Source organism: Mycobacterium sp. UM_CSW (genome assembly GCF_000455205.1).
GTDB lineage: Bacteria > Actinomycetota > Actinomycetes > Mycobacteriales > Mycobacteriaceae > Mycobacterium.
Genome location: NZ_AUWQ01000010.1, coordinates 101,423 through 125,606, shown reverse-complemented (window position 1 = coordinate 125,606; position 24,184 = coordinate 101,423). Strand labels below are relative to the sequence as shown.

The following is a 24,184-nucleotide window of genomic DNA, read 5'->3' as shown; positions in this document are numbered from 1 at the left end:
CGCCCAGCCTATTAGTCCGTGCCGGAGAACCGGCGCACCAGCGCCGCGCGGTCGACCTTGCCGATGCCGCGCCGCGGCAGCTCGGCCACGACGTGCAGCTCGCGTGGCGCGGCGGTCGCGTCCAGCACGCGCGTCACATAGGCCCGCAGCGCCTCGAGCGTCGGCGCGTCGCAGCCCTCGCGCACCACGATCGCCGCGACCACCCGCTGACCCAGCCGGTCGTCGGCCAGGCCGAACACCGCGCAGTCGCCGACGGCGGGGTGGGTGCTCAGCGCGGCCTCGACCGGCTGCGGCAGCACGGTCAGCCCGCCGGTGCTGATCGCGTCGTCCGCGCGGCCCAGCACGGTCAGCACTCCCGTGTCGTCGATCGCGCCCAGGTCGTTGGTGTGGAACCAGCCCGGCTCGGCGAACGGGTCGGGCTCCACCGGGTTGCGATATCCCTTGGCCAGCGTCGCGCCGCCGATGACGATGCGCCCGTCGGGCGCCACCCGCAGCGCCACCCCGTCCAGCGGGAGGCCGTCGTAGACGCAACCCCCCGCGGTCTCGCTCATCCCATAGGTGCGCACCACCGCGATGCCCGCCGCCGCGGCGGCGGCCAGGATCGGCCGCGGCGCTGGCCCCCCGCCGAGCAGCACCGCGTCCAATTCGGCGAGCGCGCCCGCGGCCGCCGGGTCGGCGAGGGCCTTGGCCAGCTGGGCGGCGACGAGCGACGCATACCGCCGGCCGGCCCCCAATCGCCGCGCGGCAGAAGGCAATTCGGTCACGTCGAAGCCGTGGGAGACGTCCAGCTCGACGGGCGTCGAGCCGGCGAGCACGCTGCGCACCAGCACCTGCACGCCGGCGATGTGGTACGGCGGCAAGGCCAGCAGCCAGGCGCCGGGCCCGCCGAGGCGGTCGTGGGTGGCCGTCGCGCTGGCGGTCAGGGCGGCGGCGGTCAGCAGCGCGCCCTTGGGTGCGCCGATGGTGCTGGATGTCCCAGAAGTCACCGCGACCAGGGCCACGTCGTCGTCGATGGGCTCACCCACCCGCAGCCCAGCCGAAGTTCGGTCGTCGTCGGCCGGCAGCGCGACCAGCGCCGAATCGCGGCCGTCCAGCACCCGCTCCAGGGCGGGCAGCAACAACGGGGCGGCGGAGCCCGACGCGACGCGGAGCGCGCGCAGCAGGGCTATGCGGGGTCCTCCGCGGCGCCGCGGGGCTCGTCGAACGGCCAGCCGTGGGCGGCCAACCGCGTCCGCACCCGCTCCACGTCCTCGTCCGACGGCAGCTCGTCGGTGACTTTGCTGATCGCCACACCGATGTCGATGTCGTCGAAATCGCCGCGGTCCATCAGCTGCTGCGCCACCGCGATGACCTCGTCGTGGCCCAGCCGTCGGGTCAGCAGGGCCAGCACCGGAAAGGTGTCGGTCGGCGGGATGCCCTCCGGGTACCCCGCGCGCAGCCACGAGACGATCGAACTCAGGAATCCGTTCACTTCGCTATCCCTCCGCGCGGGGGTTCGGCTGTGTGGACGATTCGATCCTACTTGGGCTTGGCTCCCAAGAACGCCTGGCCGGTCTGGTGCGCAATGAAGTCGCGCGAGATGTACAGCAGGGCGAACAGGATCACGGCCAGCACTATTGCGTAGATGACCCAGGCGATCCCCAGCAGCACCGGGTTCTTGTGCGGCGGGCTGCCGTCGGGGCTGACCTCTCCGCTCCCGACCGCCTGGAACCGCAGCCCGAGGGCGAACATCCCCGGCAGGAACGCCCCGGCCAGCATGCTGAAGATCAGGATCCGCAGGGAGGCCTGGTAGTTGAACCAGTCGCTGAAGTGGCTCATGAGGGATTCCCCGCGCTCACGGTGTCGTCGTCGGACCCCACCTTGGACCCCCTATCGGACGGCGGATGTCCGTCGCCCTCGAGGCCGGCGGTGAGGCTGCCTTCCCATTCGGCGTTGACGTTCTTGTGGTCGACCTTGACCCGCCGCGACCGGATGTAGATCAACGTCGAGACCGCGACCAGCAGCCCGAAGCCGATGATCGCCCCGGGGTAGCCGCCGATGAGGTGGACGGTCCAGTAGGTGATCGCCCCGACCAAGCCGGCCAACGGGAGCGTGATCAGCCACGCGGTCACCATCCGGCCGGCGACGCCCCAGCGGACCTCGCCGCCGGGCTTGCCCAGCCCGCTGCCCATCACCGAGCCGGTGCAGACCTGCGTCGTCGACAGCGCGTAGCCGAAGTGGGTGGACAGCAAAATGACTGCGGCCGAGGATGATTCGGCGGCCATGCCCTGCGGCGACTTGATCTCGACGAGTCCCTTGCCCAGGGTGCGGATGATCCGCCAGCCGCCCAGGTAGGTGCCTGCCGCCATCGCCAGGGCGCAACAGAGGATGACCCAGAACGGTGGCGACGCCTCGGTCTTGCTGACCGCGCCGTACGACATCAGCGCCAGGAAGATGATGCCCATCGTCTTCTGGGCGTCACCCGTGCCGTGCGCCAGGGAGACCAGCGACGCCGACCCCCATTGGCCGTACCGGAAGCCCGCCTCGGTGCGCGAGGTGTCGAGGCCGCGGGTGACGCGGTAGACCAGCCAGGTCGCGATCGCCCCGACCAGGATGGCCAGGATCGCGGCGACGACGGCCGGGATCAGCACCTTGGACACCAGGCCCTTCCAGATCACCCCGTGCGAGCCGACGGCCGCGAGCGTGGCGCCGACGATGCCGCCGATCAGCGCGTGCGACGAGCTGGACGGGATGCCGAGGAGCCAGGTGAGCAGGTTCCAGACGATGCCGCCGACCAGGCCGGCAAACACCAGTTCCAGCGTCACGATGTGCCCGTCGATGAGGCCTTTGGCGATCGTGGCCGCGACGGCGGTGGACATGAACGCGCCCACCAGGTTCAGCACCGCCGACAGCGCGACAGCGGCCTTGGGCGCCAGTGCCCCACTGGCGATGGACGTTGCCATCGCGTTGCCGGTGTCGTGGAAGCCATTGGTGAAATCGAAAGCGAGTGCCGTGATTACGACAATGATTAGGAGGAACAAATCGATGTTCACAGCGCCTGATTCTCGTAGTAGGGGGCTTAAATTGTCGAACCCAGAAATGGCAGAAACGCAGGTGTACCTTGACTTGTCTTCTGATGTTAGCCGTTAGTTAACCGGACGTTCCCCCTCAGTCGCCGCGGGTATCGCGGCGCAGCGGATGGTCGCCGGGGACCTCGACGAAGATCAGCGTGATCCCGTCCGGATCGGTCACGTGCATCTCCCGCAAACCCCACGGCTCGCGCCGCGCTTCGCGGGCGATCGGAACCCCGCGGCCCTCCAGCTCGGCCTGCGTCGCCGCGACGTCGCGGACCTGCAGCCACAGCGCGCCGGGGAACGGGCCGCGGGAGTGGTCGGGCGAACCATAACCGGCCAGCTCCAGCAGGGACTGCCCCGCGAAAAACACCGTCCCCGCGCCATATTCGCGGGCTATCGCGAGGCCGATCTCGTCGCGGTAGAAGCTCAGCGACCGCTGATAGTCCGCCGGCCGGAGCAACATCCGGCTGGCCAGGATCTCCATAGCCTCGTGTCTATCACGTGCATCGGCTGCGCAGCGTCGGAACGCCCGGGCCGGCGAGGTCGTCGCAGCCGGCGGCGCGGCCGGTGGTTGCCAGCAGCAGCGACAGCAGGGGGCCTTCGACGGGCTGCCCCTCCCCGTGGTGCCAGTCCTGGTCGGTCGCGGACAGCGCCAGCCCGGCGATGCGGTTCTTGGACCCCAGCAGCATGTTGGATCCCTTGTAGAAGTCGATCGCCTCGCGCACCGCGTCCGGCGGGTAGCTGTGCGGGATGCCCAGCGGGCGGCGGACGTCGGCGCCGTGCACCACCACCTCGCCCAGCCAGGAGGTCTTGGGGCCCGGCGGCGCGGATGTGGAATTCTGCAATCCGCGAAACTCCGCCAGGGTGGCGCCCGGGTCGGCGCCGCGGTGCTTGGCGATCTGACCGTTGGCGAACTTGTCGAAGTTGAACCCGGCCTTGGCCAGCGCGACGAAGAACGTGGCGGGGTTCAGCGAGGCCGTCGCTGACAGGTGCGCGACGACGTCGCGGACGGTCCAGCCCGCGCACAGCGACGGCGTATCCCATTGCGCCGGTGCCAGTTCGGCGAGGTCGCCGGCGAGCGCGCCGCGTTCGGCGGCGATGGTGGCCCAGAGATCACGGTTCATGGTTCGGCTGGAGTGTTTGGCGCTGCATGAGCGTGTTTACCCAGCGGGGGCCGAAGGTGTCCAGCGCCTTGGCGGCGATCGCCATGCGCGGCGCGATCCGCACCGGGCGGGTGCGGGCCGCGGTGACCATCCACTCGGCGGCCTCCTGGGACGTGAGCGCGGGCATCCCGTCGTATGCCTTGGTCGGCGCGATCATCGGCGTGGCGACCAGCGGGTAATACAACGTCGTGGAATGGACGCCCCTTCGGCCCCACTCGGTTTCGACGACTCGGCTCACCGTCGACAGCGCGGCCTTGGAGGCGTTGTAGACCGAAAACAGCGGCGACGCCTCCGACAAGACCCCCCACGTCGAGACGTTGATGATGTGGCCGTCGCCGCGCTCGAGCATCGCGGGCGCGAGCCCGCGAATCAGCCGCAGTGGCGCGTAGTAGTTCAGCAGCATGGTCCGCTCCACATCGTGCCAGCGTTCCAGCGACTCGGCTAGGGGCCGGCGGATCGACCGGCCGGCGTTGTTGATCAGGATGTCGACGCCGCCGACGCGCTTCTCGACGTCGGCCACCAACGCGTCGACCGCGTCCAGGTCCGAGATGTCACAGGGGATGGGTATCGCGCTGCCGCCGGCCTTGGCGATGCGGTCCGCCAGCGCCTCGAGCAGGTCCCCGCGGCGGGCGACGACGACCACGGTCGCGCCGGCGTGGGCCAGCTGTTCGGCCCCTGCCTCGCCGATGCCCGACGACGCCCCGGTCAGCAGGATCCGCTTGCCGTCGAGGTCGACCGGCTTGATCGCGGGCCGGTTGACCAGTATCTGCGGCGACGCGGGCGGTCGCATGGTCGCCAGCACCAGCTGGTCTCTGAATCTGCTGAGGGGGCTCTTGCTCACGTGCGGAGTCTAGGCGGCGGCCCGAGGCCGCCTAGAAGTAGCGCGGGAACGCGCTCCAGTCCGGCGGCCTCTTCTCCAAGAACGCGTCGCGGCCCTCCACGGCCTCGTCGGTCATGTAGGCCAGCCGGGTGGCCTCGCCGGCGAACAGCTGCTGGCCCACCAGCCCGTCGTCGAGCAGGTTGAACGCGAACTTCAGCATGCGTTGCGCCTGAGGGGATTTCGCGTTGATCTCGGCCGCCCACTGGATGCCGGTGCGTTCGAGGTCGACGTGGTCCACGACCTCGTTGACCGCACCCATGTGGTGCATCTGCTCGGCGGTGTAGGGCCGGCCCAGGAAGAAGATCTCGCGGGCAAACTTCTGGCCCACCTGACGGGCCAGATACGCGCTGCCGTAGCCGCCGTCGAAGCTGCCGACGTCGGCGTCGGTCTGCTTGAAGCGCGCGTGCTCGCGGCTGGCCAGGGTGAGGTCGCAGACCACGTGCAGGCTGTGCCCGCCCCCGGCGGCCCACCCGTTGACCAGGCAGATGACCACCTTGGGCATGAACCGGATGAGCCGCTGCACCTCGAGGATGTGCAACCGGCCGGCGCGGGCGGCGTCGACGGTGTCGGCGGTCTCCCCGCTCGCGTATTGATAGCCCGACCGCCCGCGGATGCGCTGATCGCCGCCGGAGCAGAACGCCCAGCCGCCGTCCTTGGGCGACGGGCCGTTGCCGGTCAGCAGCACCACGCCCACGTCGGGGGACATGCGGGCGTGGTCCAGCGCCCGGTAGAGCTCGTCGACGGTATGGGGGCGGAACGCGTTGCGCACCTCGGGGCGGTCGAACGCCACCCGAACCGTGGCGTCGGTGACGTGGCGGTGGTAGGTGATGTCGGTCAGGTCGTTGAATCCGTCGACGGGTCGCCAGGCCTGCGCGTCAAATGGGTTGTCACTCAAGGCTGTTGAACTCCGTCCTTGCTGATGGAAAGGTCGCCGCAGCTGATGGTCTGCGCCGAGACCACCGCGGGGTCCTGCGCGGACGTGGCCGCCACGGTGTCGGACTTCCCGATGGTAGCCAGCGTGCCGTTGAGGTTGATCTCGGTGCGCCGCACCGTCCACTGGCCGTCCTGGTTCAAGGCCTGCAGCCCGACCAGGTGCCGGCCGGGCGACGGTGGGCCGAGGTCGCTGCAGCCGATTCCGGTGCCGTTGCCGCGCAGGTTCGCCAGGTCGAACAGGAACGGCGCGCCCTGGTTGTCGGCGGCGGCCTGCAGTCGGCAGTCGGCGAACACGTAGAGGCGCGCGCTGCGGCCGTCGCTGACGATGATCTGGTGCTGCCCGTCTTGTTGTGCGTCGATCGCCAAGGCGCTCAACGGGATTGGGCTCGCCGAGGCGATCTCTACGCCGGAGTTCGCGCCGCTCGCCGTCGTGACGCCGGCGACTCGGGCGGTGCGGCCGCCGTCGCGAAACTGCCCGACCCACAACGTGTCCGGCTGGCCGTCCCAGTCGAGATCGCCGACCTTGCGTTGTGCGGCGCCGGACGGAGGTGGGTCGCCGCCGGGCGCGCAGCCCGTCGCGGCGAAAGTCCGCGCCGGGGGCACGCCCAACGCGGCGACCAGCAGCGTCACCACCAACAGCACCCGCCGCATCGCGACTACACCGGGTCCAGCCGGAACACCGCGCACCGGCCGGCCAGGGCTTCGAATTCCTCGGGGCGACCGTCGATCACGAGTCCCGCCCGCTTCATGAAGCCGACGCCCGTGGGCACCTCGGTCGGGAAGGCGCGCAGGATCGGCCGCGCGTCGTCCGGCGGCAACTCCACCATCCGCACCTTTTGGACGCGCCGCCCGCGGGCCACCGTCGCCTGCCCGGCGGCGCGCGCGTTGGCGACCCAGTCGGCGCCGGGAAACCCGGCGACGACGAACTCGTGCCCGTCGACCGTCATCGGGGTCACCGGTGTCGACCGGTCGCGGCCGGACTTGCGCCCCTTCACCGTCAGCACGACCGGGCTCTCGCCCCCGAAACTCATTCCCAGCCGCGACATCCGGATAAAGAGCTTGTTTGCCGGCTTCAGCCACCACGGCGGCCGGACCCGTTCGACGCTGCCCACGGCAGCGACGTTACCCGCCGGGTCGCGCCTCGAGCCGCGCGAGTACGTCGGCACCCAGCGCGATGTCCCCGGCGCCGAGGTTCTCCTCGAGGTGAGCCACCGATCGCGTCCCTGGGATGAGCAATGTGTTGGGGGAGTGGGCCAGCAGCCATGCCAGCCCGATTTGAGCTGGCGTAGCGCCGAATTCGCCGGCGACCTCGACCACCACCGGGTGGTCGGTGACCTTGGGCAGGCCCGGGAACGCCGACCCCAACGGGAAGTACGGCACCCACGCAATGCCCTCCCCCTTGCACAGGTCGAGGGTGGCCTCCTGCGAGCGGTCGAGGAGGCTGTAGGCGTTCTGCACGCAGACGATGCCCGCGGGCAGGGCCCGGCGCACCACGTCGAGCGGCACGCTGCTGATGCCGATCGCACCGATCTTGCCCTCGTCACGCAGCGCGATCATCTCGGCGAGTTGGTCGTCGAGGTCGACCTCCTGGTCGCCCGCGGCGGCCGCCGAAGGCCCGAGGTCCATGCGCCGCAGGTTGACCACCGGGACGCAATCCAGGCCCAGCTGGCGCAGGTCGTCCTCCACGGCGGCGCGCAACTCGGCGGGCCGCTGCGCCGCGGTCAGGGGCATGGGTTGTTCGCCGGTGTAGCGGGCGCCGACCTTGCTGACGATGACGAGGTCTTCGGGGTAGGGGGCCAGGGCCGCGCGGATCCGGCGGTTCACCTCGCCCGGGCCGTAGAACGACGCGGTGTCGATGTGGTTGACGCCGAGTTCGACCGCGCGACGCAGCACCGCGGTGGCGTCCTCGTCGGAGACCGCCTCGAACAGTTGCATGGCGCCGTAGCCGATGCGGGCGACCGTCGACTTGCCGATGTCGCCGACGCCGCCGGGCTGGGATTTGTCCGTCATGGTGCTCCTCGTGCCACACTGGATAGGAATGCGGAGGACCCTCCGCTTATCTGAGCCTAGCAGAACCGGAGGAACCTCCGCTTTGGTCGAGTCCACCCGGTCCGACGCCCGCCGGAATCGCGAAAAGCTGCTCCAGGTGGCGACCGCGGCGTTCGCGACCGCGGACGGCCGGCCGGTGTCGCTGGAATCGATCGCGCGCGACGCGGGCGTCGGGATCGGCACGCTGTACCGGCATTTCCCCAACAGGGAGGCGCTCGTCGAGGCGATCTTCCGGGCCGAGCTCGCCGAAGTGGCCGCGGCCGCCGAAGACCAACTCAAACGCCATCCGCCCAAGACCGCCCTGCGTCGCTGGATGGACCGCTACGCGAGCTTCGTGGCCGCCAAGCGCGGGATGGCGGAGTCGCTGCACGCGATCTTCGCCTCCGGCGCCATGCAGCCCAGCCAGACCCGCGACAGCATCGTCGGCGCCGTCGACACGCTGCTGCGGGCGGGCGCAGGCGACGGGACCCTGCGCGCCGACGTGCAGGCCGACGACGTCGTGTCGAGCCTCATCGGCATCTTTCTGGCCAGCGGTTCGCCCGAGCAGACAGCCCGCATGCTGGACCTTTTGGTCGCGGGCGTGTCCGCCTAACTCGTCGCTGCCCGGCCAGCCGGGCGCTCGGAGTCGACTGCCCGGCCTACCGGGCGCTCGGCGAAAGAACTAGCCCACCGCGCGGCCGGCGCCCTCCCAGAACTGCGCCCGCACGGCCTTCTTGTCCGGCTTGCCCAGCCCGGTCAGCGGCAGCGCGTCGACGACCACCACCCGCTTGGGTGACTGCACCGAGCCCTTGCGGTCCTTGACCGCGGCCTGGATCTCGGCGGTCATCGCGTCGATCGCGTCGTCGTCGCGCGGCGCGTCGGCGCGCAGCACCACCACGGCTGTGACGGCCTCGCCCCACTTCTCGTCGGGCGTGCCGACCACACACACCTGCGCGACGGCCGGATGCTCGGCGATCACGTCCTCGACCTCGCGGGGGAACACGTTGAAGCCGCCGGTGACGATCATGTCCTTGACCCGGTCGACGATGAAGTAGAAGCCGTCCTCGTCCTCGCGGGCCATGTCCCCGGTGTGCAGCCAGCCGTCTTTGAAGGTCTTCGACGTCTCGTCGGGCAGATTCCAGTAGCCGCCGGCCAAAAGCGGCCCGCTGACACAGATTTCGCCCGGCTCACCCTGCGGCACCGGCTTACCGTCGGTACCCAGCAGCGCCACCCGGGCGAACAGGGTCGGGCGCCCGCACGACGTCAGCCGCTTCTCGTCGTGGTCGGCCTTGGCCAGGTAGGTGATCACCATCGGGGCCTCGGACTGCCCGTAGTACTGGGCGAAAATCGGGCCGAACCGCCGGATCGCCTCGGCCAGGCGCACCGGGTTGATCGCCGAGGCGCCGTAGTAGACGGTCTCCAGCGACGACAGGTCGCGGGTGCGCGAATCGGGGTGGTCCATCAACGCGTAGAGCATCGACGGCACCAGCATGGTCGCCGTAATGCGTTGCTCTTCAATGACTTTCAGCACCTCGGCCGGGTCGAACTTGCTCAGCACCACCATCTCGCCGCCCTTGACGACCGTGGGCGTGAAGAATGCCGCGCCGGCGTGCGACAGCGGCGTGCACATCAGGAAGCGCGGGTGTTCGGGCCACTCCCACTCGGCGAGTTGGATCGCCGTCATGGCGGCGATGTTCCCGGTGGTCCCGATCACGCCCTTGGGCTTGCCGGTCGTGCCGCCCGTGTAGGTCAGGCCGCCGATGTTGTCCGGCGGCAGGTCGGCGACCACCAACGGCTTAGGCTCGTACTTCGCCGCCTCGGCCGACAGATCGACCGCCACCCCGCTCAACGCCTCGGGCACCGGGCCGATGGTCAGGATCTGCTTGAGCGACGGCACCTTCTCCAGCAGGCCCAGCGCACGCTCGGTGAACATCGGGTTGGGGTCGATGATCAGCGAGCTCACCCCGGCGTCGGTGAGCACGTACGCGTGATCGTCGAGCGAGCCGAGCGGATGCAGCGCGGTGCGCCGATAACCCTGGGTCTGACTCGCGCCGAGGATCATCAGCACCTCGGGGCGGTTGAGCGACAGCAGCCCGACGGTGACACCGGTGCCGGCGCCCAACGCCTCGAACGCCTGCGTGTACTGGCTGATCCGCTCGGCCAACTGACCACCCGTCAGCGTGGTGTCGCCGAGAAACAGCACCGGCCGGTTCTTGTGGCGCTTGAGCGCCCCCACCAAAAGGTGGCCGTTGTGGGTCGGGTTGCGCAACAGGTCGTTGTCACTCATAGGGGCAAGACTAGAACGTGTTGCAATTCGGCTGGGCCGGACCCTCCGACCCGTAGCATTCGTGCTCATGGCCGTCGCAGACCTCGTCGTCACCGGGACCGTGCTGACCGTCGACGACGCGCGGCCCACGGCCGAGGCGCTGGCCGTGGCCGGCGGCCGGATCGTCGCCGTCGGCACCCGCGCAGAGGTCGAGCCGTACATCGGCCCCGGCACCCAAAGCGTCGAAATCGGAGACGGCTGCCTCATGCCGGGATTCGTTGAGGCGCACGGCCATCCGCTCATGGAGGCCGTGGCGCTGTCGGACCGGATCGTCGACATCCGGCCGGTCACCGTCCCCAAGGCCGACGACGTCGTCGCCGCGATCCGCGGGGAGGCCGCCGCACGGGGACCGGCCGGCGCCTACCTGAACGGCTGGGATGCCCTGCTGCAGCCCGGGCTCCCGCAGCCGACGTTGGCGTGGCTCGACGAGATCGCCCCCGACGGGCCGCTGGTGATCATCCACAATTCCGGTCACAAGGCCTTCTTCAATTCGCGCGCCGCCCGCCTCAACGGACTGACGCGGGACACCCCTGACCCCAAGGGCGCCAAATACGGTCGCGCCGCCGACGGGGAACTCGACGGCACCGCCGAGGAAATCGCCGCGGTGTTTCCCCTGCTGGGCGGCGCCATCCAGGCCGACAGCTACCCGGCGATGCTGCTCGCCGAGTGCGCCCGGCTCAACCGGGCCGGGCTGACCAGCTGTTCGGAGATGGCGTTCGACCCGAACTTCGGGCCCCTGATCGAGCAGCTGCGCGACCGGCTGACGGTGCGGCTGCGCACCTACGAGGTGTCCAACCCGCAGATGTCCACCGCCGCGACCCCGGGCCAGGGCGACGACATGCTGCGCCAGGTCGGCATCAAGATCTGGGTCGACGGCTCGCCGTGGATCGGCAACATCGCCCTGTCGTTCCCGTACCTGGACACCGACGCCACCCGCACCATCGGGGTGCCGCCCGGTTCCTGCGGCTGCGCCAACTACACCGCCGAACAGCTCACCGAGATCGTCGGCGCCTACTACCCGTCGGGCTGGCAGATGGCCTGCCACGTGCAGGGCGACGCCGGCGTCGACACGATCCTGGACGTCTACGAGGACGCGCTCAAGCGGCACCCGCGCGACGACCACCGGCTACGCCTCGAACATGTCGGCGCCATCCGGCCCGAGCAACTTCGACGGGCCGCGGACCTCGGCGTCACCTGCAGCATCTTCGTCGACCAGATCCACTACTGGGGCGACGTCATCGTCGACGGACTGTTCGGCCCCGAGCGCGGATCCCGTTGGATGCCGGCGGGTTCCGCGGTGGCCAGCGGCATGCGGATCTCGTTGCACAACGATCCGCCGGTGACGCCCGAGGAGCCGCTGCGCAATATCAGCGTCGCCGTGACCCGCACGGCGCCCAGCGGCCGGGTGCTGGCGCCCGAGGAGCGGTTGACCGTCGAACAGGCGATCCGCGCGCAGACCATCGACGCCGCCTGGCAGCTGTTCTCCGACGACGTCATCGGCTCGCTGGAGGTCGGCAAGTACGCCGACCTGGTGGTGCTGTCGGCCGACCCCCGAACGGTGCCGCCCGAAGAGATCGCCGACCTCGAGGTGCGCGCGACGTATCTGGCGGGCCGCCAGGTCTACGGCCAGTGATACCCGCGCTCGAGGACGTGCTGGACCGCCTGCACGTGGTCGCGCTGCCGATGCGGGTGCGCTTCCGCGGCATCACCACCCGCGAACTCGCGCTGATCGAGGGTCCCGCCGGGTGGGGCGAGTTCGGCGCCTTCGTCGAATACGAGCCGCGCGAGGCCGCGCACTGGCTGGCGTCGGCGGTCGAGGGCGCGTACCTGCCGCCGCCGCCGGCGCGCCGGGACCGCATCCCGATCAACGCGACCGTGCCGGCCGTCCCCGCCGCCCAGGTCGGCGACGTGCTGGCCCGGTTTCCGGGGGCGCGCACGGCCAAGGTGAAGGTCGCCGAGCCGGGGCAGACCCTGGCCGACGACGTGGCGCGGGTCAACGCGGCCCGCGAGCTGGTCGCCACCGTCCGGGTGGACGCCAACGGCGGCTGGAGCGTCGAGGAAGCCGCAGCGGCGGCGGCCGCCCTGACGGCCGACGGCCCGCTGGAGTACCTCGAGCAGCCCTGCGCGACGGTCGGCGAACTCGCCGCCCTGCGCGCTCAGGTCGACGTGCCCATCGCGGCCGACGAAAGCATCCGCAAGGCCGACGACCCGCTGGCCGTGGACCGCGCCGGCGCCGCCGACATCGCGGTGCTGAAAGTCGCTCCGCTGGGCGGGATTTCGGCCCTGCTGGCCATCGCCGCCCAGATCCACATCCCCGTCGTGGTCTCCAGCGCGCTGGATTCGGCGGTCGGCATCAGCCATGGCCTGACCGCCGCCGCCGCCCTGCCGCAACTCGGCCATGCCTGCGGGCTGGGCACCGGCGGGCTCTTCGTGGAGGACGTCGCAGACGTCGCCCCGCCCGTCGACGGCTACCTGCCGGTCGGGCCGGTCACACCGGACCCGGCGCGGCTGCGGGCGCTGGCCGCGCCACCCGAGCGGCGGCAGTGGTGGATCGACCGGGTCAGGGCCTGCCATCCGCTGCTTGTACCGTCGTCCGGATGATCAATCTGGCTTACGACGACCGCGGCTCCGGTGAGCCCGTCGTCTTCATCGCCGGCCGCGGGGGCGCCGGGCGCACCTGGCACCCGCATCAGGTCCCGGCCTTTCTGGCGGCCGGGTACCGCTGCATCACCTTCGACAACCGCGGGGTCGGCGACACGGAAAACGCCGAGGGATTCACGACGCAGACCATGGTCGCCGACACCGCCGCGCTGATCGAATCGCTGGGCGCCGCCCCGGCGCGGGTCGTCGGGGTGTCCATGGGCGCGTTCATCGCGCAGGAACTCATGGTGGCGCGGCCCGAGCTGGTCAGCTCGGCGGTGCTGATGGCGACCCGGGGCCGCCTGGACCGTGCGCGCCAGTTCTTCCACGAGGCCGAGGTCGAGCTGCACGCCTCCGGGGTCACGGTGCCGCCCCTGCTCGACGCGAGAAACCGTCTGCTGGAAAGCTTTTCGCGCAAGACACTCAACGACGACGCTGCCGTCGACGACTGGATCGCGATGTTTTGCACCTGGCCGGTCAAGCAGACCCCGGGACTGCGCACCCAGATGTATGTCTCCCCGCAGACCAACCGACTGTCCGCCTACCGCAGCATCGCGGCGCCGGTGCTGGTGATGGGCTTCGCCGACGACATCGTGACGCCGGCCTACCTGGGACGGGAGGTCGCCGACGCCATGCCAAACGGCCGCTACCTGCAGATCCCCGACGCCGGCCATCTCGGATTTTTGGAGCGGCCGCAGGCCGTCAACACCGCGGCGCTGCAGTTCTTCGCGACCGTACGAGCCTGAAGCCACTGGTAGACGGCCGTGCCGGCCGGTTGTGACACGCTGTAGGAGTGAACCCCTCGACGACCCAGGCCCGCGTCGTCGTTGACGAGCTGATCCGCGGCGGTGTCCGCGACGTGGTGCTGTGCCCCGGGTCACGCAACGCGCCGCTGGCATTCGCGCTGCAGGACGCCGACCGCGCCGGACGCCTGCGGCTGCACGTCCGCATCGACGAGCGCACCGCCGGCTACCTGGCCATCGGGCTGGCGATCGCGGCGGGCGCGCCGGTCTGCGTCGCGATGACGTCGGGCACCGCCGTGGCCAACCTGGGCCCCGCCGTGGTCGAGGCCAACTACGCCCGGGTGCCGCTGATCGTGCTGTCGGCCAACCGGCCCTACGAACTGCTGGGCACCGGCGCCAACCAGACCATGGAGCAGCTGGGCTACTTCGGCACCCAGGTCCGCGCCACCATCAGCCTGGGCCTGGCCGAGGGCGCGCCCGAGCGGATGGATTCGCTCAACGCCACCTGGCGATCGGCCACCTGCCGAGTGTTGGCCGCCGCCACCGGATCTCGCACCGCCAACGCCGGCCCGGTGCAGTTCGACATCCCGCTGCGCGAACCGTTGGTGCCCGATCGCGAACCCCACGGCGCCGTGGTCCCGCAGGGCCGGCCCGGCGGCAGGCCCTGGACCTACACTCCGCCCGTCACGTTCGACCAACCGCTGGAGATCGACCTGTCGCCCGACACGGTCGTCATCGCGGGGCACGGCGCGGGCACGCACCCCAACCTCGAGCTGCTGCCCACCGTCGCCGAGCCGACCTCATTTTCCGGCCGCCCGGTGCCCAACCCGCTGCACCCGCTGACGCTGCCGCTGCTGCGCCCGAAGCAGGTGATCATGCTGGGGCGCCCGACGCTGCACCGGCCGGTGTCCGCGCTGCTGGCCGACCCGCAGGTGCCGGTCTACGCGCTGACCACCGGTCCCCGCTGGCCCGACGTCTCCGGAAACTCGCAGGCCACCGGCACGCGGGCGGTCACCACCGGCGAGCCGCACCCGGCGTGGCTGCACCGGTGCGCGGAGCTGAACCGGCACGCCAACCGGGCCGTCCGCGAGCAGCTCGAGGCGCACCCGTTGACCACCGGGCTGCACGTCGCCGCGGCCGTGGCCGACGCGCTGCGCCCCGGTGACCAGCTGGTGCTCGGCGCGTCCAACCCGGTCCGCGACGCGGCGCTGGTGGGCCTGAACACCCACGGCATCAAGGTGCGGTCCAACCGCGGGGTCGCCGGCATCGACGGCACGGTATCCACCGCGATCGGGGCGGCTTTAGCGCATGACGGACGCACCGTGGCGCTGATCGGCGACCTGACCTTCGTGCACGACAGCTCCGGCCTGTTGATCGGCCCCACCGAGCCGACGCCGCAGCGGCTGACGATCGTGGTGTCCAACGACAACGGCGGCGGCATCTTCGAACTGCTCGAGCAGGGCGACCCGAGGTTCTCCGACGTGTCCTCGCGGATCTTCGGCACCCCGCACGACGTCGACGTCGGCGCGCTGTGCCGCGCCTATCACGTCGAGAGCCGCCAGATCGAGGTCGACGAGCTTGCCGCGGCCCTCGACGACCCGGCGGCGGGCATGCGGGTGCTCGAGGTCAAGGCGGACCGCTCGTCGCTGCGGCAACTGCACGCGGCCATCAAGGCTGCCCTGTGATCAAACTAAAAGCGTTGCTGCACATACTCATTCATGGACGCAGCGACTCGCCCCCGAAAACGCGGGCCAGGATTGCGTTGCGCTGGTTGCGGATCGCGGTGTTGATCGTCACCGGCCTGGTGACGTTGCAGTCGCTGCTACTGGTGGCCGGGGCGTGGCGTGACGACCTTGCGATCCGACATCACATGGGGGTGGCGCAGGCGGAGGTGCTCAGCGCCGGGCCACGCCGCTCCACCATCGAATTCGTCACACCCGACCGCGTCACCTACCGGCCCGAGCTCGGCGTGCTGTATCCGTCCGAATTGGCCACCGGCATGCGGATCTACGTCGAATACAACAAGAACGACCCGAATCTGGTTAGGGTCCAGCACCGCAACGCCGGGCTGGCGATCATTCCCGCGGGATCCATCGCGGTGGTGGCCTGGCTGGTCGCCGCGGCCGCGCTGACTGGGCTTGCGCTGCTGGACAGGTGGCTGGACCGCCGCGCCGCGGCGCCCGACCAGCAAATTTCGCACGACGTATTCCCGGAGGCAACCTAATCGACAGGCGACGCTGAGATCGTGGTGTCGTGCGCGTTGCAATCGTCGCCGAGTCCTTCCTCCCCAATGTCAATGGCGTCAGTAACTCAGTGCTGCGTGTCCTGGAGCACCTGCGTCGCACCGGCCACGAAGCCCTAGTCATCGCCCCCGACAACCCGCCGGGTCAGCCGCGGGCGGACCGCATTCACGACGGCATCCGGGTGCATCGGGTGCCGTCGCGAATGTTCCCCAAGGTGACCACGTTGCCGCTCGGGGTTCCCATGCCCCGAATGGTGAGCGTGCTACGGGGATTCGATCCCGACGTGGTGCACCTGGCTTCGCCGGCGCTGCTCGGGTACGGCGGGGTGAAGGCGGCCCGCTGGCTGGGCGTGCCGACGGTCGCGGTGTACCAGACGGACGTCCCGGGTTTCGCGGAGAGCTACGGCATTCCGATGACGACGCGTGCGGCGTGGGCCTGGTTTCGTCACCTGCACAGCCTGGCCGACCGTACGCTGGCGCCGTCCAGCGTGACGATGGATTCGCTTGTCGCCCATAGGTTCCCGCGTGTGCACCGGTGGGCGCGCGGCGTCGACGTGCTGCGGTTCGCGCCGTCGGGGCGCGACGAGGCGCTGCGGCGGCGGTGGTCGCCGGCCGGCAAGCCGATCGTCGGGTTCGTGGGCCGGCTCGCCCCGGAGAAGCACGTCGAGCGGCTGGTCGCGCTGAACGCCAACGATTCCGTTCAGGTCGTCATCGTCGGCGACGGCGTCGACCAAGCGAAACTGCAATCCGCCATGCCCACAGCGGTTTTCACCGGCGCGTTGTACGGCGAGGAACTTGCCGCCGCGTACGCCAGCATGGACGTCTTCGTGCATCCCGGTGAGCACGAGACGTTCTGCCAGGTCGTGCAGGAGGCGCTGGCATCGGGACTGCCGGTGATCGCCCCCGACGCCGGGGGACCGCGCGACCTCGTCGCCCCGTACCGCACCGGTCTGCTGTTGGAAGTCAACGAATTCGAGGCGCGCCTACCCGACGCGGTCGAGCACCTGATCGCCGAACGTCACCGCTACGCGCCGGCCGCGCGGCGCAGCGTGCTCGGGCGCAGCTGGCCGGTCATCTGCGACGAGCTGCTCGGCCACTACGAGGCCGTGCTGTCGCCCTTCGCCCGGCGGCGGATGTTCGCGAAACGCTACGCGCAGGGGCAGTGAGCTACCCCTGCGCCAACTCCGCGACGGACTGCCACTGCTCCCAATTGCGTAGCCGGCTCTCATAATCGGCCTTCGCCGTTTGCAGCGGGCTGGCGCCGAAGAACACCCGCAGTGGCGGCTCGTCGGCGTCCACCACCTTTAGTAGCGCGGCCGCCGAGGCGGACGGGTCGCCAGGGCTGGCCCATCGCTTGCTGCGCTCAGCCAGGACGGCGGCGCGAACCTCGTCGTATGCCGGCAGGGGCTCGGAGTGCTTGGCCGACGCTCCCGCCCAGTCGGTGTCGAAGCCCCCCGGCTCGACGAGCGTGACGTGGATGCCGAACGGCGCGACCTCCAGGGCCAGCGCCTGCGAGAAGCCCTCCAGCGCCCACTTCGACGCGTGGTAGATGCCGACCAACGGGAACGCGACGATGCCGCCGATCGAGGACACCTGGATGATGTGCCCGCTGCGCTGCTCGCGCAGGTACGGCAACGCCGCCTGGGTCACCCACAGCGCGCCGAACACGTTGGTCTCGATCTGGGCACGCGCCTCTTGCTCGGACAGCTCCTCGATGAACCCGAAGTGGCCGTAGCCGGCGTTGTTCACGACGATGTCCAGGCGCCCGAAGTGATCGTGGGCCCGCTTGACCGCCGCGAAGTCCCCGTCGCGATCCGTGACGTCCAACTGAATCGGCAGCAGCGCGTCGCCGTACTTGTCGACCAGGTCATCCAGCGTCGCAATGTTGCGTGCCGTCGCGGCGACCTTGTCGCCGCGCTCCAACGCGGCGATCGCCCAGTCTCGTCCGAAGCCTCGTGATGTACCGGTGATAAACCAAACTTTTTCGCTCACGCAGCCCTATAACGCATTCACCGGCGTCCCATTCCCGCGGAGCCGCTAGGCCTTGATCGGTGTCTTCGTCGTGTCCTCGAGGAACTTCGTCAACAGCCGGTCGAACTGCTGGAGCTCGGCCGCCGACCAACCCGAAAGCGCCCGGGCCAGGTGCTCCCGTCGCACCTCGTGCAGCGATCCCGCGGCGCGTTCGCCGTCCGGCGTCGTCGCGATCACCGATACGCGCCCGTCTCCCGGATCGGCGCGCCGCGTCACCAGCCCCGCGTCGGCCAGCGCCCGCACCCGGCGAGTGGCCATCCCGACGTCCATGTGCGCCATGGTCGCCAGGCGCCCGATCGGCAGGGGTCCCTCATCGATCAACACGCGCAGCAGCATGTACGACGGCTGTGACAGCTCGGTGTCCGCCGCCGACGCCTGCCGCGCGAACGCCGAACGACTCACGCTGAGCCGCACCACTCGCGAAAGCGCAGCGCTGATGGAATCCACGGAGTCCAGCTTGGGCGCGTACGTCACAGCCGTCACGGTATCAAAGATATACTTGACAATGTCAAATATATGGCGATAGCCTGCCCGAAATCAGCTCGCGCTGAGGAGGTTTCATGCCGGGCACGCGCTTCTACTTCGACTGGCCCAATTACCGGACGATGCTCGGGCTGTTGCGCCGGGATCCACCGGCGTCGAAGCGCTGGTCGCGCTACTTCGCATTCCTCCTCGGCGTTCCGCTCGTCGCCGCCATCCACGCCGTGTGCTTCGCCCTCGACCCGATCCTCTTCCCAACACTGCGCCGCACGCGGGTGACCGGGCCGACGTTTTGCATCGGGCACGCCCGAAGCGGCACGACCTACCTGCATCGGCTGATGGCCGCCGACCCCCAGTTCAGCTATGCCCTGATGTACGAGCTGTTCTTCCCGTCGCTGCTGGAAAAGCGGTTGCTGCGCCTGCTGTTTCGGGTCGATGCCGCGGTGTTCGGCAGGCGTCTGCGCCACCGCCTCGACGAGATCGAGGAGCAACGGTTCGCCGCGACCGACGACATGCACAAGACCGGCTTCTTCGTCCCCGAAGAGGACGACTTCTTTCTCACCTGGTCGCTGTGCTCGGGCTTCTGGATCGTGATATTCCCCTTCATGGGTGAGCTCGACTTCTACCACGTCGACCAATGGCCCGAACGCAAGCGGCGCCGGGTGATGGACTTCTACTCCGAATGCGTCCGGCGACAAATCGCGCTCAACGGCGGCGGCACACACCTCAGCAAGAACCCCACCTTCTGCGGGCGCGTCGAATCCCTGATCGAGACATTCCCCGACGCGAGATTCATTGTGCCCATGCGTAATCCCGACGAGACGATCCCGAGCCTGCTCAAGATGCTGAAGACCGAATGGGGCCTGCGCGGGCGCGACGAACGCCTGATCGCGAAGTCGCTGCGCGTCTTGGCCGATCAATCGTTCGACACCTACCAACGCCCGCTTGACGTTCTGGCCAGGCACCCCGAGGTTCGCTCGGTCGTCGTCGACTATCGCGAGCTGATCGCGCAACCCGAGGACACCATGCGCCGCATCTACCGGGAACTGGAGCTCGACCTGGGACCGAAGGCCGCCAAGGCATTCCGGTCGGCGGGCGGTGGGCACGAATCGGCCCACCGCTACAGCCTCGAGGAATTCGGCCTCGACCCCCGCGAGATCCACACCCGCCTGGCCGCCCTGTTCGACGAATACCAGTGGGACACCGAAGGAGAGGACGCGAATGTCCACTGAATCGACCCGGGTCGAACTCCGCGCGGCCTGGGCGGACATGATCGACGCCCTCAACCGGGCCCGCGACGCCGTCGACTCCGACGAGCTGCACGCGCCACCGCCGACCGAACAGGGCCTGGCGGAGGGGCACCGCTACCTGCTCGGCTTCGTGTTCAGCGCCATCGAGCGGGCGTTCTTCGAGGATCCCGAGTTCCCGTATTTCCGGCGCGCCATCCAACCACTCGACAAGGCCACCATCGACAACGCCGACGCCCTGTACCTTTCGGCCGCCATCGACGGCGCCAAGGACTACCGGGTGCGCGGCCGGCTCGCCGTCGGAGACCGCCGAAAGGCCCCGCAGTACATCATCTTTGAGGCCCACACCGTGTACGCCGGCGACACCGGCAGCCTCGCCGAGCTCGTCCCGGGCGGGCGCGCCGTCACCGGATCGTTGGACCTCGCCGACCTCGTCGTCGACGACGACGGTCGCTTCGAGATCCTGCTGGCTCCCCGGCGGCCGGCCGGCCGCACCGGCAACTTCATCGCCACGGCCACGGACGACGGCACCCAAACGGCACGATTTCTGATCGCGCGCATACTCTTTCACGACTGGGAACGCGAGGAATCACCCGAGCTGCACATCGTGCAGCTGGGCAAGGAGGGCGAAAGCCCGGCGCCGCTCGACCCGGCCGCGGCGGCCGATCACCTCCGTCGCGTCGGCTCGATCGTGGAAAACCAGATGAGGTTCTGGAACGAGTTCTACGACGTGGTGTTGGAGGCGCACGGCGACAAGAACGGTGACGGGTTCACCCTGATGCCGCGCAACGCCCTCAACGAGCCGGCGCTCGCCAACCTCGCCATGGGCGGCGGGCAAAGCACCAACGTCTACTCCGGCGGCGTATTCGACCTCGAGCAAGACGAGGCCCTGCTCATCGAGGTCGCCGTCCCGGTGGCGCCGGCCTACATGGGCTTTCACCTGTCGAACCTCTGGGGCGAGTCACTCGATTACGCCAACCACATCAGCAGCCTGAACGGGTTTCAGGCCGAGCCGGACCCGGACGGGACCTTCCGCTACGTGGTCGCCCACCGCGACCCCGGCGTGCCGAACTGGCTCGACACCGCTGGGCACCGCGGCGGGTTTCTGGCCCTGCGGTGGACGTACTCCACGCCCCCGCCCCAATTGCCGAAGGCGACGGTCACCAAGGTGCCGCTGGCCGACGTGCGTCAACACCTTCCGGCGACCACCCGCGCCGTCACTCCCGAGGAGCGCCGAGAGCAGATCCGGGTCCGCCAGGAACACGTCCAGCGAAGGTACCGACAATATTGACCCGGTAGCGTCGGGGCGGTGAGCCGCGCGGCGTTGGACAAGAACCCCCGGGATGTCGCATCGATGTTCGACGGGGTCGCCCGCCGCTACGACGTGACCAACACCGTGCTGTCGCTGGGGCAGGACCGGTACTGGCGGCGGGCTACCCGCTCGGCGCTGCGGCTCGGCCCGGGCCAGCGGGTGCTGGACCTGGCCGCGGGCACCGCGGTGTCGACCGTGGAGCTGAGGAAATCCGGGGCGTGGTGCGTGGCCGCGGATTTCTCCGTCGGGATGCTCGCGGCGGGGGCGGGTCGCCAGGTGCCGAAGGTCGCCGGTGACGCCACCAAGCTGCCGTTCGGCGACGCGGTGTTCGACGCGGTCACCATCAGCTTCGGGTTGCGCAACGTGGCCGACCAGCAGGCGGCGCTGCGCGAGATGTTCCGCGTCACCCGGCCCGGCGGCCGGCTGGTGGTGTGCGAATTCTCCACGCCCACCAACGCGCTTTTCGCCACCGTCTACAAGGAGTACCTGATGCGGGCGCTGCCGAGGGTGGCGCGGGCGGTGTCGTCCAACCCCGACGCCTACGTGTACCTCGCGGAGTCGATCAGGGCCTGGCCCGACCAGCCGACGCTGGCGCACCGAATTTCAGCGGCCGGGTGGTCGGCGGTGCGCTGGCGCAACCTGACCGGCGGCATCGTGGCGTTGCACGCCGGGTACAAGCCGGATCGCGTCTAGCTGCCGGCCCGCTGGATGAAGCCGACCTGGTCGGGGCAGTAGTGGTCGATCGCGGCGCCCAGGAACTGGAACGCCTGGCCCTCGGTGGTGCCCCGGGGCAGGTTGCGCTGGACGAAGGTGGCCGACTTGTACGGGTCGCCGTCCACGCCCCGGCCGATCCGCTCACAGCTGATCTTCGCCAACCAGGCGAGCTGGTCCTGCGGACCGTACACGCCGAACTTGTTGACCGTGCTCTTGAACACGTAGTCGTAGTCATCGGCCTGCGCGGGCGCCGCCAGTGCGACAGCGGCGCCCGCCATGGCGATGAGAGAAGCCAGCCTCGAAGCCTTCATTAGCCGGACTATACACCGGGTTTGTTCTAGGAGCCCAGGTGCGCGGAGAGCAGCCAGGCGCCCACCGACTTGCGGCCGTCGGGCTCGTCGCGCACGTCGACGAACGGCAGGTCCACGACCGCGCCCTCGGGCAGGTTGGCGTAGATGCGCGCCGGCCTGATCTCGTCGACGACCCAGTACTTGGCCACCACGTCGCGCAGCTCGTCGGCGGTGACGGCGTTGATGGGGCCCTCGGGGATCGCGGCCTTGTCGAAGACCAGGGCGAAGTAGGAGGCGCCCGGTGCGGCGGCCCGCCGGATCGACTGCTGGTACCCCTCGCGTGCCTCGACCGGAATCGAGTGGAACAGCGTCGAGTCGACGATCGTGCCGAACCGGCCGTCAAAACCGGTGAAGTCGCTGATGTCGGCCACCTGGAAGGTGACGTTGGTCAGGCCCCGCTTCTCGGCCTCGCGCTGCGCCAGGTCGATCGCGGTGGGCGAGAGGTCGAGCCCCACCGTGGTGTATCCGCGCTCGGCCAGCGCCAGCGAGATCGCGGCCTCCCCGCAGCCCACGTCCAACACGTCGCCGTGGAACCTGCCCTGCTCGATCAGGGCGGCCAGCTCGGGTTGCGGGGCGCCGATGCTCCACGGCGGACGCACGCCCGCACCGAACGGTGATTCGCCGCGATAGGCGCTTTCGAATTCGAAATCGGTTGGTTGAGTCATGCCCTAGATATATCAATCAGGTTGATACATGTCAATAGGGTTGATACGGCGAACAGACACAAAAGCCTCCAATTCGGCTGCGAAATGGGGACTTTTGCGTTCCCCCGCAAGCGGGAGGTACCCCCAGCTCGCGAACCGAACTCAGCTGAACGGCGTTCGGCGATCCATCAGCCGCGACAGCCGCCCGCCACTACGCCAGGCCCGCGCCACCCAGTCGGCGTCGTCGTCGGTGACCAGGTTGGCCATCACCCGCACGGCGATGGTCATCAGCCGCGATGAGCGCATCGCGATCGGCCCGGTGGTGGGCAGGAACCGCTGGAAGGTCAGCAGCAGCGCCAGCCGGCGGGCCACCGAGAAGCCGCGGGCGTAGTGGTCCTGCAGCAGCGACGGCCACACCCGCGACAGGTCGGCACAGTCCAGCAGCTCGGCGGCCAGCCGCCCCGTCTCGAGGCCGTAGTCGATGCCCTCGCCGTTCAGCGGGTTGACGCAGGCCGCAGCGTCGCCGATCAGCATCCAGTTCGGCCCGGCCACGCCGGAGACCGCGCCGCCCATCGGCAGCAGCGCCGACGACACCGCCCGCGGCTCGCCGGAAAAGCCCCACTCGTCGCGGCGCAGGTCGGCGTAGTACGAGATCAGCGGGCGCAGCGCCAGGTCGGCCGGCCGCTTCGAGGTCGACAACGCCCCGACGCCGATGTTCACCTCGCCGTTGCCCAGGGGGAAGATCCAGCCGTAGCCGGGCAGCACGGCGCCATCCGGGGAGCGGAGTTCTAGGTGCGACGTCAGCCACGGGTCGTCGGCGCGGGGGGTGGTCAGATACCCGCGGGCGGCGACGCCATAGACCGTCTCCTGATGCCAGCGCCGGCCCAGCTTGCGGCCCAGCGGCGAGCGGGCGCCGTCGGCAACGATCAACCGTCGGCATCCCACCTCGGTGCCGTCGGCCAGCTTGAGCGATACCACCCGCCTCGACGAGTCATGATGCGCGGCAACGGCTTTGACGCCCAGCAGCATCCGCGCCCCGGAATCCTCGGCGCACTTGCGGATCCGGTCGTCGAGCTCGAGGCGGGCCACCGCGCTGCCGGTGGACGGGAACGACGGGCCCGGCCAGTCGACCTCCACCTCGCCGCCGAATCCGCTCATCCTCAAGCCCCGGTGCCGGATGCGGGTGTCGAGCCAGTCGCCCAGCCCCAGGCGTTCGAGCTCGGCGACGGCGCGCGGGGTCAGGCCGTCGCCGCAGGCCTTGTCGCGGGGGAAGCTGGCGGAATCGATGACCAGCACGTCGGTGCCCCCGCGGGCGGCCCAGGCGGCCGCGGCCGAACCGGCAGGTCCGGCGCCCACGACCACCAGGTCGGCTCCGACGTTCACGCTCACCAGTATGTT

Annotated in this window: 27 protein-coding genes; 10 read left to right on the top strand and 17 right to left on the bottom strand. The window is 69.9% G+C overall.

All coding sequences use genetic code 11. The annotated features are described in order from the left end of the window. Positions 1 to 11: 11 nt before the first annotated feature. The 11 genes from menE to N415_RS04200 all read right to left on the bottom strand — a co-directional run bounded on the left by menE (position 12) and on the right by N415_RS04200 (position 8,039). Positions 12 to 1,097: an o-succinylbenzoate--CoA ligase gene (menE, locus tag N415_RS04250; RefSeq protein ID WP_239645444.1), complete on the bottom strand. Its 1,086-nt coding sequence runs from the start codon at positions 1,095 to 1,097 to the stop codon at positions 12 to 14. Positions 1,098 to 1,165: 68 nt separating this feature from the next. Beyond that, on the bottom strand, positions 1,166 to 1,471 hold the full coding sequence (locus N415_RS04245; RefSeq protein ID WP_068177498.1) for a DUF3349 domain-containing protein: 306 nt from the start codon (positions 1,469 to 1,471) through the stop codon (positions 1,166 to 1,168). A 47-nt stretch (positions 1,472 to 1,518) separates the two neighbouring features. Next, on the bottom strand, positions 1,519 to 1,818 hold the full coding sequence (locus tag N415_RS04240) for a hypothetical protein (RefSeq protein ID WP_068109538.1): 300 nt from the start codon (positions 1,816 to 1,818) through the stop codon (positions 1,519 to 1,521). After that, positions 1,815 to 3,032 (bottom strand): inorganic phosphate transporter, encoded by a 1,218-nt coding sequence (locus N415_RS04235; protein WP_068177496.1) that lies wholly within the window; start codon positions 3,030 to 3,032, stop codon positions 1,815 to 1,817. The genes N415_RS04240 and N415_RS04235 overlap by 4 nt, the downstream gene beginning before the upstream one ends. 115 nt (positions 3,033 to 3,147) lie before the next feature. Continuing rightward, entirely contained in the window at positions 3,148 to 3,537 is a 390-nt protein-coding gene (locus tag N415_RS04230) for a VOC family protein (RefSeq protein ID WP_068109545.1), read from the bottom strand. 13 nt (positions 3,538 to 3,550) lie between these two features. Beyond that, entirely contained in the window at positions 3,551 to 4,177 is a 627-nt protein-coding gene (locus N415_RS04225) for a maleylpyruvate isomerase family mycothiol-dependent enzyme (protein WP_068177494.1), read from the bottom strand. Beyond that, positions 4,167 to 5,057: an SDR family oxidoreductase gene (locus N415_RS04220; RefSeq protein WP_068177493.1), complete on the bottom strand. Its 891-nt coding sequence runs from the start codon at positions 5,055 to 5,057 to the stop codon at positions 4,167 to 4,169. The genes N415_RS04225 and N415_RS04220 overlap by 11 nt, the downstream gene beginning before the upstream one ends. 31 nt (positions 5,058 to 5,088) lie before the next feature. Beyond that, a complete protein-coding gene (locus N415_RS04215) occupies positions 5,089 to 5,991 on the bottom strand; it encodes a 1,4-dihydroxy-2-naphthoyl-CoA synthase (protein ID WP_068177491.1) in 903 nt (300 codons plus the stop codon). Beyond that, positions 5,988 to 6,680 (bottom strand): hypothetical protein, encoded by a 693-nt coding sequence (locus N415_RS04210; protein WP_068177489.1) that lies wholly within the window; start codon positions 6,678 to 6,680, stop codon positions 5,988 to 5,990. Before N415_RS04210 ends, N415_RS04215 begins: the two co-directional genes overlap by 4 nt. A 5-nt stretch (positions 6,681 to 6,685) precedes the next feature. Continuing rightward, positions 6,686 to 7,141: a nitroreductase family deazaflavin-dependent oxidoreductase gene (locus N415_RS04205; protein WP_068109620.1), complete on the bottom strand. Its 456-nt coding sequence runs from the start codon at positions 7,139 to 7,141 to the stop codon at positions 6,686 to 6,688. 10 nt (positions 7,142 to 7,151) lie between these two features. Continuing rightward, on the bottom strand, positions 7,152 to 8,039 hold the full coding sequence (locus N415_RS04200; RefSeq protein WP_068177487.1) for an aldo/keto reductase: 888 nt from the start codon (positions 8,037 to 8,039) through the stop codon (positions 7,152 to 7,154). A gap of 82 nt (positions 8,040 to 8,121) precedes the next feature. Here N415_RS04200 and N415_RS04195 point away from each other — a divergent pair, with 82 nt between their 5' ends. Further along, entirely contained in the window at positions 8,122 to 8,670 is a 549-nt protein-coding gene (locus N415_RS04195) for a TetR/AcrR family transcriptional regulator (RefSeq protein ID WP_068177485.1), read from the top strand. A gap of 69 nt (positions 8,671 to 8,739) precedes the next feature. Here N415_RS04195 and fadD8 read toward each other — a convergent pair whose 3' ends face one another. Continuing rightward, positions 8,740 to 10,344: a fatty-acid--CoA ligase FadD8 gene (gene fadD8 / locus N415_RS04190; RefSeq protein ID WP_068177483.1), complete on the bottom strand. Its 1,605-nt coding sequence runs from the start codon at positions 10,342 to 10,344 to the stop codon at positions 8,740 to 8,742. A 67-nt stretch (positions 10,345 to 10,411) separates the two neighbouring features. On the opposite strand from fadD8, the gene N415_RS04185 reads away from it, so the two are divergent. The 6 genes from N415_RS04185 to N415_RS04160 are packed head-to-tail and all read left to right on the top strand — an operon-like array spanning position 10,412 to position 17,174. Continuing rightward, a complete protein-coding gene (locus N415_RS04185) occupies positions 10,412 to 12,016 on the top strand; it encodes an amidohydrolase (protein WP_068177480.1) in 1,605 nt (534 codons plus the stop codon). Continuing rightward, complete coding sequence (locus tag N415_RS04180; RefSeq protein ID WP_068177478.1) at positions 12,013 to 12,984, top strand: o-succinylbenzoate synthase; 972 nt, start codon at positions 12,013 to 12,015, stop codon at positions 12,982 to 12,984. The genes N415_RS04185 and N415_RS04180 overlap by 4 nt, the downstream gene beginning before the upstream one ends. Continuing rightward, on the top strand, positions 12,981 to 13,769 hold the full coding sequence (locus tag N415_RS04175) for an alpha/beta hydrolase (RefSeq protein ID WP_068177476.1): 789 nt from the start codon (positions 12,981 to 12,983) through the stop codon (positions 13,767 to 13,769). The genes N415_RS04180 and N415_RS04175 overlap by 4 nt, the downstream gene beginning before the upstream one ends. 47 nt (positions 13,770 to 13,816) lie before the next feature. After that, positions 13,817 to 15,451 carry a 2-succinyl-5-enolpyruvyl-6-hydroxy-3-cyclohexene-1-carboxylic-acid synthase gene (menD, locus tag N415_RS04170; protein ID WP_068177474.1) on the top strand — a complete coding sequence of 545 codons (1,635 nt, stop codon included), beginning with the start codon at positions 13,817 to 13,819 and terminating at the stop codon, positions 15,449 to 15,451. Next, positions 15,448 to 15,990 (top strand): DUF3592 domain-containing protein, encoded by a 543-nt coding sequence (locus tag N415_RS04165; protein WP_068177472.1) that lies wholly within the window; start codon positions 15,448 to 15,450, stop codon positions 15,988 to 15,990. The genes menD and N415_RS04165 overlap by 4 nt, the downstream gene beginning before the upstream one ends. 29 nt (positions 15,991 to 16,019) lie before the next feature. Continuing rightward, a complete protein-coding gene (locus N415_RS04160; RefSeq protein ID WP_068177470.1) occupies positions 16,020 to 17,174 on the top strand; it encodes a glycosyltransferase family 1 protein in 1,155 nt (384 codons plus the stop codon). Between the two features lies 1 nt (position 17,175). Here N415_RS04160 and N415_RS04155 read toward each other — a convergent pair whose 3' ends face one another. Both N415_RS04155 and N415_RS04150 read right to left on the bottom strand, forming a co-directional pair. After that, complete coding sequence (locus tag N415_RS04155) at positions 17,176 to 18,000, bottom strand: SDR family oxidoreductase (RefSeq protein ID WP_068177469.1); 825 nt, start codon at positions 17,998 to 18,000, stop codon at positions 17,176 to 17,178. 45 nt (positions 18,001 to 18,045) lie between these two features. Further along, a complete protein-coding gene (locus N415_RS04150; protein WP_239645442.1) occupies positions 18,046 to 18,522 on the bottom strand; it encodes a MarR family transcriptional regulator in 477 nt (158 codons plus the stop codon). Positions 18,523 to 18,599: 77 nt separating this feature from the next. On the opposite strand from N415_RS04150, the gene N415_RS04145 reads away from it, so the two are divergent. Genes N415_RS04145 through N415_RS04135 form a run of 3 tightly spaced genes read left to right on the top strand, consistent with a single transcriptional unit; the run spans position 18,600 to position 21,771 of the window. After that, positions 18,600 to 19,751, top strand: a complete 1,152-nt coding sequence (locus tag N415_RS04145) for a sulfotransferase (protein WP_068177467.1) — start codon at positions 18,600 to 18,602, stop codon at positions 19,749 to 19,751. Continuing rightward, on the top strand, positions 19,741 to 21,057 hold the full coding sequence (locus tag N415_RS04140; RefSeq protein ID WP_068177466.1) for a DUF1214 domain-containing protein: 1,317 nt from the start codon (positions 19,741 to 19,743) through the stop codon (positions 21,055 to 21,057). Before N415_RS04145 ends, N415_RS04140 begins: the two co-directional genes overlap by 11 nt. 18 nt (positions 21,058 to 21,075) lie before the next feature. Beyond that, a complete protein-coding gene (locus tag N415_RS04135; RefSeq protein WP_068139389.1) occupies positions 21,076 to 21,771 on the top strand; it encodes a demethylmenaquinone methyltransferase in 696 nt (231 codons plus the stop codon). Here the strand turns inward: N415_RS04135 and N415_RS04130 are convergent. The 3 genes from N415_RS04130 to menJ all read right to left on the bottom strand — a co-directional run bounded on the left by N415_RS04130 (position 21,768) and on the right by menJ (position 24,175). Continuing rightward, complete coding sequence (locus N415_RS04130) at positions 21,768 to 22,103, bottom strand: DUF732 domain-containing protein (protein ID WP_068177465.1); 336 nt, start codon at positions 22,101 to 22,103, stop codon at positions 21,768 to 21,770. The genes N415_RS04135 and N415_RS04130 overlap by 4 nt on opposite strands. Positions 22,104 to 22,129: 26 nt before the next feature. Next, the gene (locus tag N415_RS04125; RefSeq protein ID WP_068177463.1) at positions 22,130 to 22,807 is read right to left on the bottom strand and encodes a class I SAM-dependent methyltransferase; all 678 of its coding nucleotides are present in this window, start codon (positions 22,805 to 22,807) and stop codon (positions 22,130 to 22,132) included. A gap of 141 nt (positions 22,808 to 22,948) precedes the next feature. Further along, positions 22,949 to 24,175, bottom strand: a complete 1,227-nt coding sequence (gene menJ / locus N415_RS04120; protein WP_152531233.1) for a menaquinone reductase — start codon at positions 24,173 to 24,175, stop codon at positions 22,949 to 22,951. Positions 24,176 to 24,184 lie beyond the last annotated feature (9 nt).

Excerpts from the sequence above, each read along its gene's own strand:
- N415_RS04240 (WP_068109538.1), bottom strand. The coding sequence starts at position 1,818 with ATGAGCCACTTCAGCGACTGGTTCAACTACCAGGCCTCCCTGCGGATC.
- N415_RS04230 (WP_068109545.1), bottom strand. The coding sequence starts at position 3,537 with ATGGAGATCCTGGCCAGCCGGATGTTGCTCCGGCCGGCGGACTATCAG.
- N415_RS04225 (WP_068177494.1), bottom strand. The coding sequence starts at position 4,177 with ATGAACCGTGATCTCTGGGCCACCATCGCCGCCGAACGCGGCGCGCTC.
- N415_RS04210 (WP_068177489.1), bottom strand. The coding sequence starts at position 6,680 with ATGCGGCGGGTGCTGTTGGTGGTGACGCTGCTGGTCGCCGCGTTGGGC.
- N415_RS04200 (WP_068177487.1), bottom strand. The coding sequence starts at position 8,039 with ATGACGGACAAATCCCAGCCCGGCGGCGTCGGCGACATCGGCAAGTCG.
- fadD8 (WP_068177483.1), bottom strand. The coding sequence starts at position 10,344 with ATGAGTGACAACGACCTGTTGCGCAACCCGACCCACAACGGCCACCTT.
- N415_RS04185 (WP_068177480.1), top strand. The coding sequence starts at position 10,412 with ATGGCCGTCGCAGACCTCGTCGTCACCGGGACCGTGCTGACCGTCGAC.
- N415_RS04175 (WP_068177476.1), top strand. The coding sequence starts at position 12,981 with ATGATCAATCTGGCTTACGACGACCGCGGCTCCGGTGAGCCCGTCGTC.
- N415_RS04145 (WP_068177467.1), top strand. The coding sequence starts at position 18,600 with ATGCCGGGCACGCGCTTCTACTTCGACTGGCCCAATTACCGGACGATG.
- N415_RS04140 (WP_068177466.1), top strand. The coding sequence starts at position 19,741 with ATGTCCACTGAATCGACCCGGGTCGAACTCCGCGCGGCCTGGGCGGAC.
- N415_RS04130 (WP_068177465.1), bottom strand. The coding sequence starts at position 22,103 with ATGAAGGCTTCGAGGCTGGCTTCTCTCATCGCCATGGCGGGCGCCGCT.
- N415_RS04125 (WP_068177463.1), bottom strand. The coding sequence starts at position 22,807 with ATGACTCAACCAACCGATTTCGAATTCGAAAGCGCCTATCGCGGCGAA.